The 18,212-nt window shown below is 43.2% G+C and carries 19 protein-coding genes; 7 read left to right on the forward strand and 12 right to left on the reverse strand.

Annotation, left to right across the window (positions count from 1 at the left end; genetic code table 11):
- Positions 1-205: 205 nt before the first annotated feature.
- From NSQ29_RS21805 to NSQ29_RS21825, 5 genes are all read right to left on the reverse strand, one after another.
- Positions 206-1,291 carry a LolA family protein gene (locus NSQ29_RS21805; protein ID WP_094872533.1) on the reverse strand — a complete coding sequence of 362 codons (1,086 nt, stop codon included), beginning with the start codon at positions 1,289-1,291 and terminating at the stop codon, positions 206-208.
- A 234-nt stretch (positions 1,292-1,525) separates the two neighbouring features.
- Entirely contained in the window at positions 1,526-1,699 is a 174-nt protein-coding gene (locus NSQ29_RS21810) for an aspartyl-phosphate phosphatase Spo0E family protein (RefSeq protein WP_076284026.1), read from the reverse strand.
- A 122-nt stretch (positions 1,700-1,821) separates the two neighbouring features.
- Positions 1,822-3,222: a helix-turn-helix transcriptional regulator gene (locus NSQ29_RS21815; RefSeq protein WP_339801082.1), complete on the reverse strand. Its 1,401-nt coding sequence runs from the start codon at positions 3,220-3,222 to the stop codon at positions 1,822-1,824.
- 256 nt (positions 3,223-3,478) lie between these two features.
- The gene (locus NSQ29_RS21820; RefSeq protein WP_076298388.1) at positions 3,479-4,237 is read right to left on the reverse strand and encodes a DUF3600 domain-containing protein; all 759 of its coding nucleotides are present in this window, start codon (positions 4,235-4,237) and stop codon (positions 3,479-3,481) included.
- Complete coding sequence (locus NSQ29_RS21825) at positions 4,224-4,811, reverse strand: sigma-70 family RNA polymerase sigma factor (RefSeq protein WP_341126067.1); 588 nt, start codon at positions 4,809-4,811, stop codon at positions 4,224-4,226. The genes NSQ29_RS21820 and NSQ29_RS21825 overlap by 14 nt, the downstream gene beginning before the upstream one ends.
- A gap of 290 nt (positions 4,812-5,101) precedes the next feature.
- Between NSQ29_RS21825 and NSQ29_RS21830 the strand changes: the two genes are divergently transcribed.
- From NSQ29_RS21830 to NSQ29_RS21845, 4 genes are all read left to right on the forward strand, one after another.
- Positions 5,102-5,521, forward strand: a complete 420-nt coding sequence (locus tag NSQ29_RS21830) for a MarR family winged helix-turn-helix transcriptional regulator (protein ID WP_076284020.1) — start codon at positions 5,102-5,104, stop codon at positions 5,519-5,521.
- A 136-nt stretch (positions 5,522-5,657) separates the two neighbouring features.
- Positions 5,658-6,305 (forward strand): hypothetical protein, encoded by a 648-nt coding sequence (locus NSQ29_RS21835; RefSeq protein WP_339269208.1) that lies wholly within the window; start codon positions 5,658-5,660, stop codon positions 6,303-6,305.
- Positions 6,306-6,408: 103 nt separating this feature from the next.
- Positions 6,409-7,542: a copper amine oxidase N-terminal domain-containing protein gene (locus tag NSQ29_RS21840; RefSeq protein WP_341126068.1), complete on the forward strand. Its 1,134-nt coding sequence runs from the start codon at positions 6,409-6,411 to the stop codon at positions 7,540-7,542.
- Positions 7,539-8,321 carry a TatD family hydrolase gene (locus NSQ29_RS21845; RefSeq protein WP_341126069.1) on the forward strand — a complete coding sequence of 261 codons (783 nt, stop codon included), beginning with the start codon at positions 7,539-7,541 and terminating at the stop codon, positions 8,319-8,321. The genes NSQ29_RS21840 and NSQ29_RS21845 overlap by 4 nt, the downstream gene beginning before the upstream one ends.
- Positions 8,322-8,406: 85 nt before the next feature.
- Here NSQ29_RS21845 and NSQ29_RS21850 read toward each other — a convergent pair whose 3' ends face one another.
- The 4 genes from NSQ29_RS21850 to NSQ29_RS21865 all read right to left on the reverse strand — a co-directional run bounded on the left by NSQ29_RS21850 (position 8,407) and on the right by NSQ29_RS21865 (position 12,698).
- Entirely contained in the window at positions 8,407-8,973 is a 567-nt protein-coding gene (locus NSQ29_RS21850; RefSeq protein ID WP_341126070.1) for a histidine phosphatase family protein, read from the reverse strand.
- 372 nt (positions 8,974-9,345) lie between these two features.
- The gene (locus NSQ29_RS21855) at positions 9,346-10,644 is read right to left on the reverse strand and encodes an MFS transporter (RefSeq protein WP_341126071.1); all 1,299 of its coding nucleotides are present in this window, start codon (positions 10,642-10,644) and stop codon (positions 9,346-9,348) included.
- An 81-nt stretch (positions 10,645-10,725) separates the two neighbouring features.
- Positions 10,726-11,910: a winged helix-turn-helix domain-containing protein gene (locus NSQ29_RS21860; RefSeq protein WP_341126072.1), complete on the reverse strand. Its 1,185-nt coding sequence runs from the start codon at positions 11,908-11,910 to the stop codon at positions 10,726-10,728.
- A gap of 110 nt (positions 11,911-12,020) precedes the next feature.
- Positions 12,021-12,698: a YjgB family protein gene (locus tag NSQ29_RS21865; protein WP_340974431.1), complete on the reverse strand. Its 678-nt coding sequence runs from the start codon at positions 12,696-12,698 to the stop codon at positions 12,021-12,023.
- Positions 12,699-13,011: 313 nt separating this feature from the next.
- On the opposite strand from NSQ29_RS21865, the gene NSQ29_RS21870 reads away from it, so the two are divergent.
- The 3 genes from NSQ29_RS21870 to NSQ29_RS21880 are packed head-to-tail and all read left to right on the forward strand — an operon-like array spanning position 13,012 to position 16,164.
- Entirely contained in the window at positions 13,012-13,509 is a 498-nt protein-coding gene (locus tag NSQ29_RS21870) for an RNA polymerase sigma factor (protein ID WP_341126073.1), read from the forward strand.
- Positions 13,506-13,862: a hypothetical protein gene (locus NSQ29_RS21875; RefSeq protein WP_076301074.1), complete on the forward strand. Its 357-nt coding sequence runs from the start codon at positions 13,506-13,508 to the stop codon at positions 13,860-13,862. Before NSQ29_RS21870 ends, NSQ29_RS21875 begins: the two co-directional genes overlap by 4 nt.
- A complete protein-coding gene (locus tag NSQ29_RS21880) occupies positions 13,852-16,164 on the forward strand; it encodes a carboxypeptidase-like regulatory domain-containing protein (RefSeq protein ID WP_341126074.1) in 2,313 nt (770 codons plus the stop codon). The genes NSQ29_RS21875 and NSQ29_RS21880 overlap by 11 nt, the downstream gene beginning before the upstream one ends.
- Before the next feature lie 86 nt (positions 16,165-16,250).
- On the opposite strand, the gene NSQ29_RS21885 is transcribed toward NSQ29_RS21880, so the two are convergent.
- The 3 genes from NSQ29_RS21885 to NSQ29_RS21895 form a co-directional block, all read right to left on the reverse strand.
- Positions 16,251-17,060 (reverse strand): SDR family NAD(P)-dependent oxidoreductase, encoded by an 810-nt coding sequence (locus NSQ29_RS21885; protein WP_042185448.1) that lies wholly within the window; start codon positions 17,058-17,060, stop codon positions 16,251-16,253.
- A gap of 46 nt (positions 17,061-17,106) precedes the next feature.
- Complete coding sequence (locus NSQ29_RS21890) at positions 17,107-17,541, reverse strand: MarR family winged helix-turn-helix transcriptional regulator (RefSeq protein ID WP_042185446.1); 435 nt, start codon at positions 17,539-17,541, stop codon at positions 17,107-17,109.
- A 128-nt stretch (positions 17,542-17,669) separates the two neighbouring features.
- Positions 17,670-18,209 carry an RDD family protein gene (locus NSQ29_RS21895; RefSeq protein ID WP_341126075.1) on the reverse strand — a complete coding sequence of 180 codons (540 nt, stop codon included), beginning with the start codon at positions 18,207-18,209 and terminating at the stop codon, positions 17,670-17,672.
- Between the last annotated feature and the right edge of the window lie 3 nt (positions 18,210-18,212).

Raw genomic sequence — 18,212 nt, forward strand, 5'->3', positions numbered from 1 at the left:
CTTCTTACGTTGTAGTAAAACGTCATAGCTGTAATGATCATTGTCTTAGTACTCATGGTAATGCTACGGAAGGTGGCTGTCAATGTGAGCTCAGTTATCTTTTCGCTTCAGTTCAAAGCGGCTGGAGCGCTGGCAAATATAGAAAGGCGGATACTACGTTGTAGAGGAAAGAATCCCACAAAACGCAGTATCCGCCTACTTTATATTATTTACCCGATTGTGCCTCCATAGAAGCGGCAATTTGCATCATTTCGTTAACAGGAAGATTAGCACTTGTAATTCGATACTCTATACCCTCAGACATCCAAGTCAAAGTCTGCTGCTCATCACCACTCAGAAGTCCTGCGGTAAAACCAAGATCTATCAGCGTTCCAGGAGCCAATGCTACTGCACGGTCCAATGGACGGGCTTCCATAATGGTGTATTGATAAACCCCATCATACCGGATGAGAACAGCATGATCCTTGTTCCCCTCCATTTTATGGGAGTCCTTCAACTCGACACCTGCCGGAACGTACCCCGGTTCGATAATACCAAAGTCACCCAGCTCAGCAGCGACAGGTTGCCCCTCTTGCTCCTGACCCTCAGGAACTACAACCGGATTTCCATTTTCGTCAACCTGAGCTACTGTACTTTCTGAAGCAGCACCTGTAGTCATATTCTTTTGCATATCAAAGGAATCCTTAGTGAAATCTGTATCGAATTTAAAGGTGTCAAACTTCACGTCTACAACTACCTTGGCTTCAGAATCAGAGACTTGAACCTGTTTAGGCTCATAAGTCTTTTTATCCAGCCAAATCTTCTGCCGCACAAGGGCATTGCTCTGATAATTCGCAGCTACCTCAAACACATAGTTATCTCCATCTTCCACAAATTGACGATTGTTATCTGAGACGATGCCCCGAACTAGTGTCTGATACAAATAAACCTGACCTTGATTGTCCGGCCAATCACTCTGGAAGCGGAAGCTCTTATTCATACTTGGTGTAAGTACGAACACTCCCTCATCATTACGAAGCACGATCTGCGTAATATCCTTCTGTACATTCGCCAAGCTGATCCGGTAATAAGAAGGGTTCTTGTACCATACCTCTACCTTATACTCCTGCGGCTGCTCGCCGGTGAATAGGGTCATAATGCCTGAAGCTTGATACGTTCCCTGCTTACTCTCCAACTTGTCGGCCACATTGTTCAAATCCTTGACCACGGAAGCGGCATCCTTCTTCCCGCACCCCGTCATCACCAGGGCCACGCTCATAATGATCGCGAGTACCCATATTGTCCGGCGCATGACATCATCCCCTTAACCTGTTTTGAATGCATTGATTAGTACATGTCTATGAGGGACTTGGCCGCAATATGCAGACGGGCATGACAAGCTGGGAGTTAGATTTATTTTTTAGGAACATACAAACAAAAAAAGCCCACGCATAGCGCTGGCTTTATGTTTTATACAGAAATGTAATAACATTATGTAGGTCTTATCTTTTGAATAGAGAGAAAATTATACGATCAGTTTCTTGTTTCAACTCTCATTATCACTATGTATTGCTTTATTGTACTGATTGATTAATTCATCCAACCTCATCGACTGTCTGATCACATTTGGATGTAACAATCCACCGTATTCCCTTTCCATTAAATAAAGTTTGGCTCTAGCACCCTCTATTCTCTTTTGGATAATTTCTGGATTATTCATTACACTACCTCCTCAAATTAATATACTAGAGGTATATGTCAAATTCTATATTTTACAAATAAGTGCAGTACTATAAAGAAATGATTCTAAGAAATACTAGAAGGAAGGTAATAATTACGTTACTATGCACTGCTAACAACAAAGCCATTTTTCTTTTCGTTGATTCGCTGTACCTTACTAATTAGGTTTCGGTATTCTTTTTGCGTTTCTAAAGATACCGTATGACGAAGCTCTTCGAACATTCCAACACATTTTATAATACATGATTCGCTATTGATTTTTACTGAATATTCTAAACTTTCCATTATATACTTTATACTAATCTCATATTTATTTCTTCTTATATAATAAAACGCTATCTCAGCCATCAAGTTGGTATATCTATCTTCAAAGATTTGTTGATTATAGGATCTAAACTCTAGCTGATGACGGTCTTTACAATCTGATATTTTTCCCTCAAACTGCAGAAGAATATCATCCACGTTAAATCGGTAATAATTAGCTGCTTGAAGGATTTTGAACAGACCTGAGAGGATCTCTTCCTCCCTTTGTTCAAGGTATGCCACATATTCCGGCAGCACCGTTATATCCCCTTTTAAAATTCGCAGCAAGTTAATATTAGCCCGTGCCCACTCCATGCATTGATTCATAAGCTGCAAAGCTTCTTCCGTGTCTTCCCGAATCCAGTTCATATCCATATACATGTTAACATAATGTAAAGCCCTATCATAATTTCCTAGCTCTCTATAAACTACTGAACGTAACATGTAAGAGTATTGAATATATGAGAATAGTGGTATTTCAGGTTCCTTTTGAAGCCTGCTTTTTCTGGCACGGTCGTATTTAGCATGATATTGAATTGTTGCTTTATTCCCCATTTCCTTAGCCATTGCCATTACCTTGTCCCAATGTCGTAAAGCACTATATGTATTCGCCAAATCTTTCAGCGCATCAAGCTGGTCCACCTCATCAAGCCGGTTAACAAATCCTTCAAATTGCACAGCTGCTCGCAAATTAGCATCCCGATCTTCACCCAAAGCGATCGTGAATAGCCTGTATTGGCAAAGGGCCAGCCGCTCTGAATGTTGATACTTCTCACTCTCAGCCACACTCTGATATAACATCGCTGCTGCTTTGTGCTTCCCTAGCGTAAAAAAATCTTCTGCAGTATCAAATAACGAAGGCGTATAAGATAAGCTATCCATCATGATCCCAACTACCCGTGCAATACATTCCAGCTTATCCAGCTCTGCACAGCGATATAGAAATGGCCGAAGACGTCTCCAATTCGGATTGGAGTGAACAAAACACTCATCCACATACAAATCATAGTAGCAGCCTTCTTCTAATCCCATACCTTCTGTAATCCGATCTAATTGTTGCATGGCTATTGGGCGATTCCCATTGATGATATTACTGATCGTGCCTGAATTTACCTTAGACACCTCTGCGAACTGATTGATCGTTATCCCCTGCTTCTTGAGATAGTCTGCCAGTTCTGCACGAATGGTCATCTGCTTCATGATCAAAGCCACCTTCCGCCAACATAATTCATAGATAAGCAAATAGCATTTTAATAAATATATGTCTAATTATTCCAGTGGTCAAATACTTTTTTTCTATTCCTTTTCATTATGCAATTATTCGGTGATCAATGTATAGACTTTAGATTAGTAAAAGATAAAAACCACCAGAATACAAGGTGTAATAGACCTTTTCTGATGGTTTTTCTTATGATATTACTATCAATAGTTATTCAATACATGCATTTAAATTCAACTAGGAGCTAGGTTTAATCATCATATCCAGCTTTTTAATATAAGGATCTAGCGTTTCAATTAACTTCTCTTGGTTTTGAATCTCTTCTTTCGAAAGCCGATCCATATGAACACTCCCATCTGCATCAAATACCTTAGCATCATAGCTTTGTAAATCTACGATTAATCGTTCGATCTCATCAAACTCTTTTTTAGTAAGCCTCTGTTCAGCTTTTTCAAGCAATCCATTCCAGAAAGCATCACGATCTACGGATTGCACTGATTTCTTTGATGTTTTCGCTTCATTTATTTGTTCGAAATAAGGTTCAAGCTTAGCCTGTAACTCTTTATATGCCTTCTGGTCCTTCGCACCTAACTGTTCTAGGTGAAAGACGCCTTCAGCATCGGCCATTTGCAGATTATAAGCTCCCAATTCCTCTAGTAAGGACATCAGCTTTGTGAATTCCTCTTCGTCAAAGCTTTGCTTCGCGTTTTGCAGTTTGGCCTCAAGCCTGTCATATTGTTGCTGGGTTACTCCTATCGTAGCAGCAGTTGCTGGGGATCCATACATGTTGTCTGCCAAATAATGATATCCGGCATAAGCTCCAGTAGGAATTAATAGTGCAGCCGCCATAATACTTGCCACGAGCCATTTCTTCATACGTCTTCCCCCTTGTTTGGCTACGGCCCTATTTAATATTTGCTCCTTCAGTTCCGGTGGGGCACTTATATTTCTCGCCTCTTCCTGCAGAACTGTCCGTAACTCTTCATTGAAATTCATGCAGGTCCTCCACCTTTCCCTTAAAAAGAGTATGATTGTCTGGCTTCTGACGAAGCTTCTGCAGTGCAGCGTGAATACGGGATTTCACGGTTCCGAGCGGAATACCCAGTATCGCAGCACTTTCTTCCTGTGAATATTCGTTTAAATAATGCAGAATAATCACCTGCTTCAGCTTAAATGGAAGACGATCTACACTTGCTAGCAGGCGGCGGTTAGATAACCTGTCCACAACATCACTCGTGAAATCATGCTCCAGCATTAGATCTTTTTGTTCTACTTTTTTTACCATTCGGAGATGCGTCCATCTCTTTCTTCGATAGGCATGAATTTGCCGCATGACCACTCCCATCAGCCAAGGCTTAAAGGGGCGGTTTACGTCAAATTGTTCAAGAGAACGGTGCACCTGAATGTAAATCTCCTGAACGATATCATCCACATCGGAGGTTTCGCGAACGAGGAAATGAACGGTCTGATACACATCCCGGATCGTTGCTTCATATAGCTCACCATACGCTTCACGACTGCCGGCTAGCGTAAGCGCAATGAGCTGAGAATATTCATTTGGATGTTTCATCCCTCTCAATCCCTCCTTCGGTCTTACACTATATATTGGTAAATCAAAGAGATATCGTTCGATTTATTTTAACGAATTTAACCCAGCCTTTTGAGCTGCATCAGGTTCAAGTGGTTTGACCGCCGTTATGGACCAAGCACCACGCGCTCTGGCATCACTCAAACTATCCTTTCCCGCAAAATTTACTTAGCTAAATAAATTCGCCTGTAAGAAAGAGAGAGCCCCTTAACTTGACAAGCTTATTATAGCTTCTATATATTTTAGGAACTAAAGTAAATTGGAGCGTGGCTATGAGCACAGAGCAAGATAAACAATATGCTATCCATAAGGTTATGGAATCTATGGCAAATGTGCAGCAGAAATCCCAGTTCTTCATTGATATGATCACCAAGCAGGAGACCCTGACTCACAATCAGATCCTACTGCTGTTCCAGCTCAGGCTTATAGGTAGCTTGAACATTACTGACATCTCCGAACGATTCATTATTACACCAGGAGCCGCTTCCTCGATGTGCGATAAGTTGGAAGATGCCGGTCTTATCGAACGTGTGCGGACGAAGGAGGATCGCAGAGTCGTCAACATTGTCCTTACAGAACAAGGGCATCAGCGGATTCTCCATATCTTTGAAGCCTTTCCTACCTCGGATTTGGATAAAATCTCAGGAACCTTAGAACAAATAAATGTGCTAATGGATAAAATGATGAACTAAAAGCTTTGGGTTATATATGCTGCCTGTCAGGAAACTGACGGCAGTTTTTTTATGTCCAAAATACTATATTGACTATATATTATAATAATTATATATTTTAATCATTAAAATATATTTCGAAAGGCGGCCCCTGTAAATGTCCAATGCTAATGATCTTTTTGAACGCCAGGAAATGATCGGTCCACCGCTGAAAGTAAGAGGTTCACTGACCCTCAAAGAAGATGTTCGTGCGGATAGCATCGATGTTGTCGGCCATTTAAGTGCACAGAAGAATGTTACTACCGCTAAGTTAAAAGTATCTGGTGATTGTTCGATTGGAGGTCATTGTAGAGCCGAACAGGTTATCAATCTAGGAGGTCTACGAGTTCAACACATCCAGGCACACAGACTGCAATCGTCTGGATACTTTTCTGCAGCACAAGATGCTGCACTCGAAACCTTTTATGCCGAAGGTGCTGTGAAGATTCATAGGTTAACTGCTGAATCATCCATTGAGCTACGTTTAGGAAACAGAAGCACAATCAATGTCATAAAATCTAGCGGTACCATTACTGTTAAGCCATCTTTGAAGCTAATGAATGCGCTAATCCCCTACTTCCGGAAGCTTACCTGCAAAACGATTGAAGGGACTAGCATCATGTTATATCGAACGACAGCAGATCTCGTCTGCGGTGAAGATATTGTCATCGGACCGGGTTGTTCTATTGGGGAGATCCGCTATACCAAAAGTCTAACGGTAGACCCTAAATCACAAGTTACTCGGACCGTATTTTTAAATAAATAGCAAACGTAACAACCTTGTCTCTGCTTTGTTTACAGAAAGTGACCTACTACGCGCTGATTTAATCTATACTTAAGAGGATTGGACTTAATCCTCGGAGGTAATTATGAATAAAATCATCGTAATCGGAGCTATCACGCTCTTTTTAGCCGGATGCGGAGCATCGGCATCTATAGATATGGATACAACAATGGCAATTAACCAAACACAAACTACTGAAGCACCACTGAAGCTAATCGTTGATGGAGAAACCGTTCTTCCTTCTCTCCCACCTTTTTTCTCAGGTGATAAGGTCTATGTACCTGCAAAAGTACTCATGGAGTACTACTCATCTGAACAACAATGGGATAATGCTACGAAAACCTTAACCATCTCTGATGGAAGCAGTAAATATGTTTTGAAGCCAGGTAATGAGTATATGCAAGGTGACGGTTATCAAAATGAGCTGGGGGGACCTGCAATTCTACGAAATGGTATTTTTTATATTCCGGCAGACTCTCTAAACTCTCTCTCTGGTGCCACTGCGCAGCTGAATGCCTCGCAAAATGAAGTTTCCATTACATCAGGGGATGTTAGTACTACCGTAAGAACACCCAGCGAACCTCTCGCGATTGCTACAGAAAATGACCAAGTTAAGCTTTATACTGCCCTCAAAAATGGCGGTACCTACGAAGGATTTGTTGTAGAGGTGAACGGTAACAAGCATACGTTTAATTGGGAAGCACCAAGATTGTTAGGTTACACTCCTGAGATTCATTATGCCGACATAGATCAGGATGGGCAGGAAGAAGTTGTTGTCATACTGTGGCTAGGAACAGGTACGGGCATGTCTATGCAGGAGCTTCACGTCATTAAGCCTGACCAGTGGAAAGAAATGAATGTACCTTCCGCAGATAAAGCTGTCTCAGCATTTGTTACCTCAAAAATCTCCAATGAAAAAGGCGATGCCTTAATTCAAATTCAGGTAAAAGGTTCAACTCCATCTATGGTTACTATGCGATATCCGGATCGTGGCGGGGATGGCAATCTTGGCGAAAAAGCCGGGATTGGTGCTGTGACTTACTACATGGTAGAAGAAGGCAAGCTGAAAGCTGAAACCAATGTTTATATTGGATTTTTAGAGAGTATTGGCACATTAACCTTTTCCTACAAATCAGGGAATGATGGAATGGAACCTGAATCCATTCGTTTTGAGCCGCATGAGGAGTATGCCTCTTATGTGGTGGGTAAGCAGCTATGATTGATGCCCATGTACATTTAGAGCAATATGAGCCTGAGGTTTCAGAACAAATGTTGAGTGAGATTCCTAACTTGGGGATCGAAGCCCTGATTGCTGTCTCCATGAATTTAGACTCTTGCGTTCGCACTCAAAAGCTTGCCGCTACCTATCCCGGAGTGGTACGTCCAGCTTATGGTTTTCATCCAGAGCAACCCATACCGCAGAAAGCTGAGTTATCCTCTTTGCTGGAATGGATTGAGCGTCAAGCCCGGGAGGATTTCATCGCTGTAGGTGAAATTGGACTGCCTTATTATTCGCGTGCTGAAGCGCTGGAGCGCGGCGAAGCTTTTGATATGGAGCCTTACATTCAGCTTCTTGATCAGTTGCTTGAGCTTGCCGCCCGTATAGATAAACCAGTGGTCCTGCACGCTGTCTATGAGGATGCGCTGATTGCCTGTGATCTTTTAGAGAAACATGGTATAAAGCGTGCCCACTTCCACTGGTTCAAGGGACCCGAAGAAGCCATTGCCCGTATGATTAAGAATGGCTACTACATCTCTTTCACCCCTGACATCCTTTATGAGACGGAGATCCAAGAGCTTGCCCGCCGCTATCCCCCAGAGCTTGTCATGGCGGAGACCGATGGTCCTTGGCCATTTGAAGGACCTTTTGCGGGTAGAGTCACGCATCCATCTATGATTCGAGATGTTGCTGCCGCTTGGGGAGCGCTACATGGCTACACTTCCAGCCAAGCAGAAGAGATACTAACTGCGAATACTAAGCGATTTTATAGCTTGTAAATAAACAAAAGGATGGTTCCTAGCGAACATTATCTAAGCTAGGCCATCCTTATGAATAATCACAGCTTTATCCCAATTTGGGAGTTCACAACCTTTCCACACCCACTAACGTTGCGCCTGTAAATTCCATTCTATAAACATCCGGCTTTGTGGTTTGTAGTAGAAAATCCAGGTCATATTTGGCGTCAAAATAATTCATCATAAGCGTCATGACTGCACCGTGAGTGCCAATCGCAATCTTTTGCCCACTGTGTTGTTTCAGTATATCTTGCAGTACGCTAACTGATCGCTTCTGACACGCATGAATGGACTCTCCACCAACCGGAACAAAATCCGGATCAGCAAACATTGTTTCCAGTAATGGATATAGCTCCTGGTCAGGCATGATCATATTTCCATCCGAAAAATGGATTTCCCGAAGATCTTCAACACTTTGAATCTCTGCCCCTAACTCCTGCGCCAAGCCAGAAACCGTATGTATAGCCCGAAGATATGGACTTGAATAAAAGACTTCAATTCCTTCGAGACGTAATTTCTCCGTTATCTTACGGGCATCCGCCTCCCCCTTCGCTGTTAATCCACGTGTTCTCTCAGTTCCTCCGGGCAGCTTGGGTGACTCTCCATGCCTTACCATATAAATAAAAGTTGTCATTCTTCCCCCTCCTCTACCTTTACATTTCTCGTGTTCTATCCGAATTCCTTCATAAAAAAAGCCCTTACGGGCAAGAATCGATCCTAGCGAGCTAGGAAATCTCTTAATTGCACTCTATACAACTATTAAGCGTAAAAAGAGGTCTGCTGAGCAAATAAGTGTAGTTTCTGCAACTAAAAACCATCATTTCTACCCCAAAAGAGAAAAAATCAAATTATAGCTGCACTAAATACAACTAAAGTTCGCTTTGAACGATGGAACAGCATTTAATTGCAGATTCTGCAACTAAATGCTAGGTAAGCCCGCTAGGTAGTCTGTGCTACTCAAGCTTTCTAGTCTGGCTAGTTTGCCTGACCTTCACTATCAGCAGCCTCAAGTTTCCATCATTTTAACCTTCCCCGATTGCTCCGTTGAGCTATCACTTTTCTCTTTCTGCACAGGCCACAGCACGCGGCCAAATACTATCCCAAGCACACCTATCAAAGCGATTACGATACCAAAGTTTAAAAAGATTCGACTAGGCCCAGCAGCCTGAACCAGTATTCCACCGAGGAGTGGAGCGCCAATCATAACTCCGCTAAGAATGGTGCTCTGAATACCGAACACACGCCCTGTCATGTGCGGGGGAGTTTCTTTTTGTAAACAATAATTGAAGGTAATCATAAACATTCCGTTTCCGAGACCCAGTACGAATCCTAGCAGCAGTACAGGAAGGCTAGTGACGCCTGGCTGAAGCAGGCCAAGCCCTCCGACCGATACACCAATAAGTGCATAACCCGTACCTAGCTTCCAGCCGTAGCCTGTTCCCCGGTTCATTTTGTTCATGACCATGATCATCAATATTGCACCCACACCAGTTGCCGCGACAAGCCAGCCCAGCATAGATTCCTCAGCAGGTGCGATAATTCTGAATAGACTTGTAAACTGAAAATCGATCATCTGAATAGCTAACGCACCAACTAAACCGAATAGCATGCTGTTTAGCAGCAGTCTGCTGCGCAGCATAAAGCTCCAGCCTTCCTTCCACATCGTGCGGAGAGAAACATGCTCCTCTGGACCCCCCTTGCTCTCTGAGCTGACTTGTCCTGCTTCACTATTTTTAACAGTAAGTAGGAGCAAGTAAGAACAGCCTCTGAGACAAGCATTGATCAAAATACACCACTGTGGCGTCAGCACAGACAATGCAAAACCACCCAGCAAAGGCCCAGCGATCTTGGAACCCTGATTTACGATTCCATTAAGTGAAGTGGCTTGAAGCAGCTGATCCTCTCTAACCATACTGCGGGTCATCGACTGCTGGGCAGGCACATTTAACGTCGAGATAGCAGCACGCAACATCAGTAACGGGAGTAGCCACACCATACTGGGAGCGAAAAGAACTAGTACTGTTAACAATGCCGTTAGTAGATCACACATCCGCATTAGCTTTAGCTTATTTAGTCGGTCAGCCGCTACCCCCGCCACGGAGCCGAGCAGAATCCCAGGTAAAGCTATGGAGACTGGAATCAAAGCCAGCATTAACGGACTAGCCTGCCAGCGGTACCCTACGAGTACTTGAATCGCCAGTGCATCGAACCAATCCCCAAAAGTGGCTGTCGCATATGCGCTGTACACACGCATATACACTTTGTTTTTTAGCAGACTCGTTCCTGCTTGTGATGAAGCATTCATCGGACATTCCTCCAAGATACGATTAAGAACAAGAACATATGAAGCATGATCTTAATGTAACGGAGAATTGTCAGAGAATTATCAGAGAGCTGTCACGATATTCATAAGCACGTTTTCCAAGGATTGCTCCAAACGATGGAATCCCCGCTCTTCCTTCTCATGTTCAAATAAATCTGCATATTTCTGATGCAAAGTTGACTGTGGAGAAAACTCGTTACAATAATGAACAATTCGGTATAACGCATATATCCGCATCGGCACGAATCCTGACATCTCTAGCACCTGAAGCGCCTCATCCAATAACTGCTCTGCTTCACGCCAAGACTTGCGCCGTAGACACCACAAGCCTCTTGCAACTTTATAACTGCCGATCTCACGCAAAAAAGGTTTCTCCTGCAAAAGCACTTCAATGTCTTTTGCCATCCGCTCCAATTCCTGATCTTTTGTCCCCATCCACAAGTGTACGAGCATTTCGGAAATGGCCGTTACAGGAATGAAGTTCTCATACCCAGGCTCTTTAATCACTTCATGCGTTAGCTTTAATCGTTCTATTGCTTTTTCCGGTTGCCCGGCAAATGTGTACAAATCCAGAATATTAAGGATCTCCATTTCACGATGCTGGGGCGGCAAAAGAATCTTTTTCTCAAGGACTAGCTCACAGAACTCTAATTTCTTCTTCGGATCACCCAAAAATATATAACAGATCATCAAAGAATAGAAACGCTCTTCTATCTCAACTTCCTCTGTGTTCAGAAGCCATTCCAAATCTCCCTGCACAAAATGAATATAGATCGAATAGAACGGATCCATTTCATACCCCAAAACATCCTGTTGTCGCGCTAAGGTTAACATGGATCGTCCTTGGCCGTATTGATGATATTTTACGAATACCTCCCGCATCGTCTCTTGCATCTTTGCGTCATATGTAGTCGGATTGGTCATAGTTACTGAGGGTTCCCGCATCGTCAGACTATAGCCAAATCCACGAACAGTCTTAATATCCAAGCCTTGTAGCTTGCTAAGCTTTTTACGAAGGCGATAAATATGATCATCAACCGTTCGCTCTACCGGGTATTCTAGCGGCCACACCTTATCCAACAGTTGTTCTCGACTAAACGTACGCCCTCTATTTTTGTACAAGAACTGAAAAAGCGTAAACTCTTTTGGGAATAATTCAATCGTTATCCCATCTCCGGTCACTTTATATTCACTTTCGATTAATTCCAGCTGCATGATAGAACCTCTCTTTCCCCCGAATCCGCTCATTGGTTACATTATATCAGCCCATCCAAGGCGTACTCCAGATTAAAAAAACATACAAAAAGAGCAACCCGCAGATTTCTCTGCATGATTGCTCCTTGCATCCATTGCCGTTCTTATCCAGCCATATTATTAATGGAATCCTGTTCACTAAAAACAGAGATGTGACCTACCTTACCCGTCGAGTTTGGAATAATGAATTTCAACTGGAATTGATCATTGGCTTGATAAGTGTAGATCTTATCCTCGCCATTTACTTTGGTATCATCCGGCTTGCCCAGTGTAGACTCGATCTGTTTCAGTGTTAGCTCTTGCAGTGCAGCATCACTGGAACGAACATCGAAGATTAGGCTCCCTTTATTGAATCCGAATACGACATGTTCATCAGTATAGGTAGCATAAATACCTTTTCCCGCTGACTCTTGTTGATCAGGTTTACCCCAATCGGCTTCTACCTCATCAATTAGTCCGGTATGAGCAGCATATTCAACACCGGGCACCTTCCCCTTTTTAGCAAGCTCAAGTAATTCTTGAAGTTGTTTGTCGCTATTCTGCGGATTCGCATTGGCTGTATCTTTATTAGTTTCCATAGGGGAAGCGGTCGCTGCTGGTGCGGCTTCCGAAGGAGTGGCTGATGGGCTAACTTCTGGTTCTGCGGTTGCTGTTACCGTTTCAGTTGGCACCGTAGTTGGGGAAGCAGAATTAGCTTGCTCATTGTTCGAGCTGCATCCAGCTAATCCAATCATTCCTGTGAGCAAAATAGAAGCTGCTAAAAATTTAATCTGTACCGACATGATGCCATCTCCTTAGTAGGTTAGCTCAAAACCAGCTTGCAAAAAAATGGAACTGAAAATATAGACGATGCTGAAATGAAAAAGTTTCATCAGCCAAGGAGGGCTTGGCTTGGTCTAAATATCATTTACCCAAATCTGCTGAACATCAATAAATTACGGGACATCATCTCGGGAGATACTCCCCCTTAGTAAAAATATTCCACACAAACGCAACCTTAATCCTCCAAGCCGCATCTTATTAGTAAAGGGAGGGGAGCTTCATCTGAATATTATAGAGAGAATCAAAGCAAAGGATGAGTCAGCTCTCCGCCTATTGATGGACGATTACGGCGATATGCTGCTCCGAACCGCTTGCTTACTGCTCAAAGATCGACAGAGTGCCGAAGAGGCGGTACAAGATACTTTTATTCAAGCCTATGCCAAAATGAATCAGTTGCAGGATCCGGAACGGTTAAGGGCTTGGCTCATTCGCATCGTAGTCAACCGCTGCCGCATGAAGCAACGGACTTGGAGCTGGCGTAATATTTTCCCCTCGGGTGGGTCAGAGCTACAAGCCAGCGATGATTCGGGCTTCACTGCCGGGGCAGAAGAGCTTTTTATGGTGGAATGGCATAATGTTAGACTCGCCGAGTTCATCAGGAATCTCGATTATGTATACCGCGAATGTCTGACGTTATATTACTTTCATGAGATGAGCATCCGTGAAATTTCCGAGCAATTGAATACACCGGAGAATACCATTAAATCCCGGTTAGTTAGAGGACGGACACTCTTAAAAAAGATGTTGGAGAAGGAGGGACATTTCTTATGAATACGGGGAACACGGAGAATACGAAACGCGGAGCTATCAAGCAACAGCTAGATGAAGAACTACAACCCATACACTTCGAAGGACATGAACGCGTCCTCAAGATGACCCACCCTCCAACCTTTGGAGCTCGTCTCTTGGCTTTCTGGAATAAAGAAATCGAGATCCCTTTGAAACCTATAGGCGCGATTGGTGCCATTATTCTAGTCGTATCATTGACTCTGCATCAACCAGAGGTTAAACATCAACCACAACAAAACGTCCAGCAGCACCCGAACCGTGAACTTATTGAGGCTGGGGGCAATACGTACTGGAAGGATATCTATGATCAGGCGGTGAAGAGACATGCGAATTAAGATCAAAGTCAAACATCTAGTGTCATTCGTGCTACTCCCTGCCTCCCTGCTCATTCTTCTATTTAACTTTCTGCCCTCCTCAAAGGCACAAATGGAGGAAAGCCCAGCTATTCAATCTAACCTGGCCCGTACAGAACTTCTGAAAAAGCTAGAGTCTACAACTGGCAGTAAACGTATGGAGCTTATTCAAACAAATATCATCGATAAGGAGCATGGCTACGATCCCTATAGATACGACGTAAATATTGGCCCCTCTATGAGTCAGTGGAATCATGATGAACCGAGTATTTCCGACTTGCTGTCAGAGGATAAAATCGCGTTGCTAGAGGAATACATTCTTGATGGGCCAGCGAATAATACACGTATATTTGCGGTAAAGCTGCTTGCCTACGAATATGATGCTCTTGGTCGTAGAGACGACGGAGATCAAGCGCTAAACACCGCCGCGAAACAGTTAGACAGTAATTCTAGCGTGGCAAAAGAACTGGCGCTGCTTCAAGCAGAACGTGCCCTGAATCGTGGGGATACAACAGCCGCTGAATCTATTCTTGAACAAACCACATTTCCATACGAGAATCAGAAAGATTTAGAAGCGCAAAAAGCATGGCTTACCGGGCGCCTGCTCTTCACGAAAGGCAAAGCGCAGGAAGCCCTTGCCGTAGTAACCAATGGCTTGGAGAGCTACAAAAAATACTGGCAGGATATTCATAAACAAATGAGTCTTGTCATTAGTAACTCTGATAAAGACACCGTAGGCAGCGAAGCAGCGGGCTCATCATCAAGTTCAGCACCAACGATGGGCACTTCAGAAGCCGAAATGCAGCTTGAAGCGCTAATATCTGCCATTCAGTCAGCTGTAGATATGGGAAGTACCTCAACAGCTGTCATATCTGGAACCCTAACCCGAAGCAATGGGACACCAATCTCGCGCGCAGGTATTTTTCTCCGTGCTGAAAGCGAAGTTAATCACAGCATCACAGCTGCTGAACCGTACCGAATCGTTACCGACGATGAAGGGCGTTTCGAATTCCACGGTGTGATTCCGGGCTTCTATCAATTGCAGCTTGGACTTAGCTATGATCAGATCGACGGATGGACTTGGCCTGTACAGTATGACGATTGGATTGAAGTTAAACCGGATGATAGGTTGAATGAGAGCATTGTTCTACAACCTCTGCTTGAGCTTCAGTCTCCTATTAATCAGGAGACTATAACGGGTCAGTCTGTAGATTTCCACTGGAAGGCTGTTGAAGGTGCGGCTTACTATCGTTTAAGCGGTGGGGTCTCAATGGTGGGGAGCTCCTTCAGTTCGCAGATTCGGGACCATATCACGGACAATCAAGTCTCTATTCCAGTAGATGAACTCTATTACAATAGTGGTTTCTCCTACGGCAGTGGCGGAGAGGGCTTTGAATCGATTGATCCTCTATCTTTTCTCGTGTTCATGAATCCTGAAGCACGCTTTTCTTGGAATATCGAAGCATTTGATGCGGATGGACATCTGCTTACCCGTAGTAATGGCTACAGATTGAACGAAGACACCGTTGGTAATCTGCCCTTCTTCTATCTCAAGGAACGAGAATTAACCACAGCCGATAGACTATTGTTAAATAAGAAACCTGATCAAGCCATAGAAATGTACCAACAGAATGTTGCCGATGATCCACAGGATGCTCATGCCCTGCATATGCTTGTGAAGCTGATGCTCGCTAAATCCTCCCTGACGAAGGATGACTCATTAGAAGATCAGGCGATTCCGCTACTCCAAAAGCTCATACAGTTGCATCCTTATTCTAATTATGCCTTCACATTGTCACAGTACTATTTTGACCATGCGGACTGGGAATCATATAACGAATTTCATTCACGCTACAACGAGTTAAACCCAATCGAATTAAACAGTTATGTATGCTCTATAAACGCCGTAGCTCTCATGCATCAAGGCAAGCTTACAGAAGCTCGGGAGCAATTTGCTATCGCCTTAGAGCATGATAACAGCCATCGTTTTATTGGCAGCTATTTAGCGGCAGAATTATACGCTGGTGAGTCGCTTTCTTCTGTAATGACACTGGCTGAACATTACCCCGAACACAGCTTTGGTCTTAATGGGTATCGTTGGCCACAAATGATTAAACAGCTCATAGCTGAACGAACAAAACAGCCTAACAACTTTGACCAAGAGCTGAAGGAAAAACTCGGGTGGTATGTAAATGGTCAGACAGATGTTTTGAAGCAATGGATCGAAGGGGCAAAGTCCTCCGCATTGAAGACCTTTATGCAAGCTGTTCAAAAGGTAAGCTGACTTAGCCTAACTCACTTATACAAACAAAAATCCGGTCCCGCTCGTTGAACACGAGCATAGACCGGATTTTTTAATTACGCATGATTTTATTTACCTTTAGCTTCCATCATGTAATTCTGGAAGTCCGTAATGCTCGGGTTGGACATATAGTGACCACCCTCTACTTCAATCGTTTGACCAGTAATGAATTTAGATTCATCCGATGCCAGGAACAACACTGTGTTTCCGATATCATCCGCTTCTCCATGGTAAGGCAGAGCGTTGAACTTCTGAAAAATATCTAGCACAGCTGGCGGCATATTTCTTGCAGCCGCAGGTGTTAAGATCAGGCCCGGAGCCACTCCGTTGCAACGAATCTTATCTTTACCATATTGTGTGGCGATGTAACGAGTTAGGTTCACAACAGCTGCCTTAGAGGAGCCATAAGCCGTGCGCAATGAATCTCCAGCAAATGCTGACATGGAAGCTGTGTTAATGATCGAACCCCCGCCCGCTTTAATCATATGTGGAATGGCAAACCGGCTGCCTAACAGAACACTTTTGGTGTTCACATTCATCAAGCGATCCCATTCTTCCAAATCTATGTTGACGACATCTAGGTCTTTTTGCAGATTAGTTAGACCTACATTGTTAAATAAGACTGTAATTGTGCCATACTGAGCGACTGTGAAATCAACAGCTTCCTTGATCGAATCCGCTTGGGATGCATCCAGGAAAAGACCTTCCGCCTCTCCACCTTCACTTTTAATCTTAGCCGCTGCTTCTTTGGCAGCCTCTACATTAAAATCGGCGATGACAACTTTGGCTCCTTCTCTAGCCATTAAAGTAGCGGCTGATAAGCCAATACCTGAAGCGCCTCCAGTTACTAATGCAACCTTACCTTGAACTCTTCCCATATTCATACCCCTTTATAATGTGATTAAGATTCTTAGATGACTTCATTTATGTTTCAGAGCTATCAAAGCTCGTTAACAACTTTTCATAGATTTTCAAGAATTGCTGCAGTTCTTCTTCATCGAGCTTCTGAAACATTTCAGCTCGGAGCTCCTGCCCTTTTAGCTGTGCTTCCTTCAGTACATCTCTGCCTTTGTCCGTGATAGACAGCAGTACATTTCGGCGATCATCCTCGTTATATTTGCGCTCGGCCATTTCCTGCTTAATTAAGCGATTGGCAATATTCGTCATCGCCCCCGGCGTATAACCTAGCTTCTTAGCCAAAGTAGTTTGCTTCTGGGGACCCTTTTTATTCAATTCTCCCAAGACGAGAACAGGAGATATCCCAATATTGTGGTCAAAAGCATTCATCCATCGAACAATAATTTCATTCGTGAATAATTCAACTGCATGTATGAGTCTAAAAATATCTGGGTTTTCCAAGACATCCTCCTTAGATATTCATAATTATTAGCTGCTTCGAGATATATTTTAACACTAAAATATTTAATAGTAAAATATTTAATAGTAAAAAACTTAATATTAAAAAAGAATGCTTATAAAAGCATCCTTTAGATTGCGGATTTATCAACAACATAAGTACCAGCCATCATATCGTGAAGCGCCCGTTTACGGGGAGTAAATGCGACAAATAGATAATCCACAAGCATGATGAGGCCAAGTATTTTACTGAGGTCAGTAGCTAAAGGTGCCCATAAATTAAGAGTGGTGGAAATCACAGTGAGATCATAGAGGCTTACGCCAACAATCATTGAAAAAATCGTACTAATGATTCGGAAAATATTTCGAATTAGTGCTTCCTTCAACGTTGGGATATTCCCTTGCTGATTGACAATTTTCATCTTTAAAACCAGCTTCCCAGGCGTTCCTCCAAATCTAACGATCATAAAAACATCAAACACGACGAAGAAAATATACTCAAGGATGATGGGAATCTCCGAATGCAAGGATATAGCTAATGAATTGAATATCCAGTATACAATAACCGCAGGTATCAGAATGATAAGGAGATCAAGAATAGTAGCGAGAACTCTTTTCCAAAAGCCTATGAAATCCTCCTGCTCCAAACGTTCAACCTTATAATTATCCATATT

The organism is Paenibacillus sp. FSL F4-0236, from assembly GCF_038000135.1.
In the GTDB taxonomy this organism is placed as follows: domain Bacteria; phylum Bacillota; class Bacilli; order Paenibacillales; family Paenibacillaceae; genus Paenibacillus_AQ.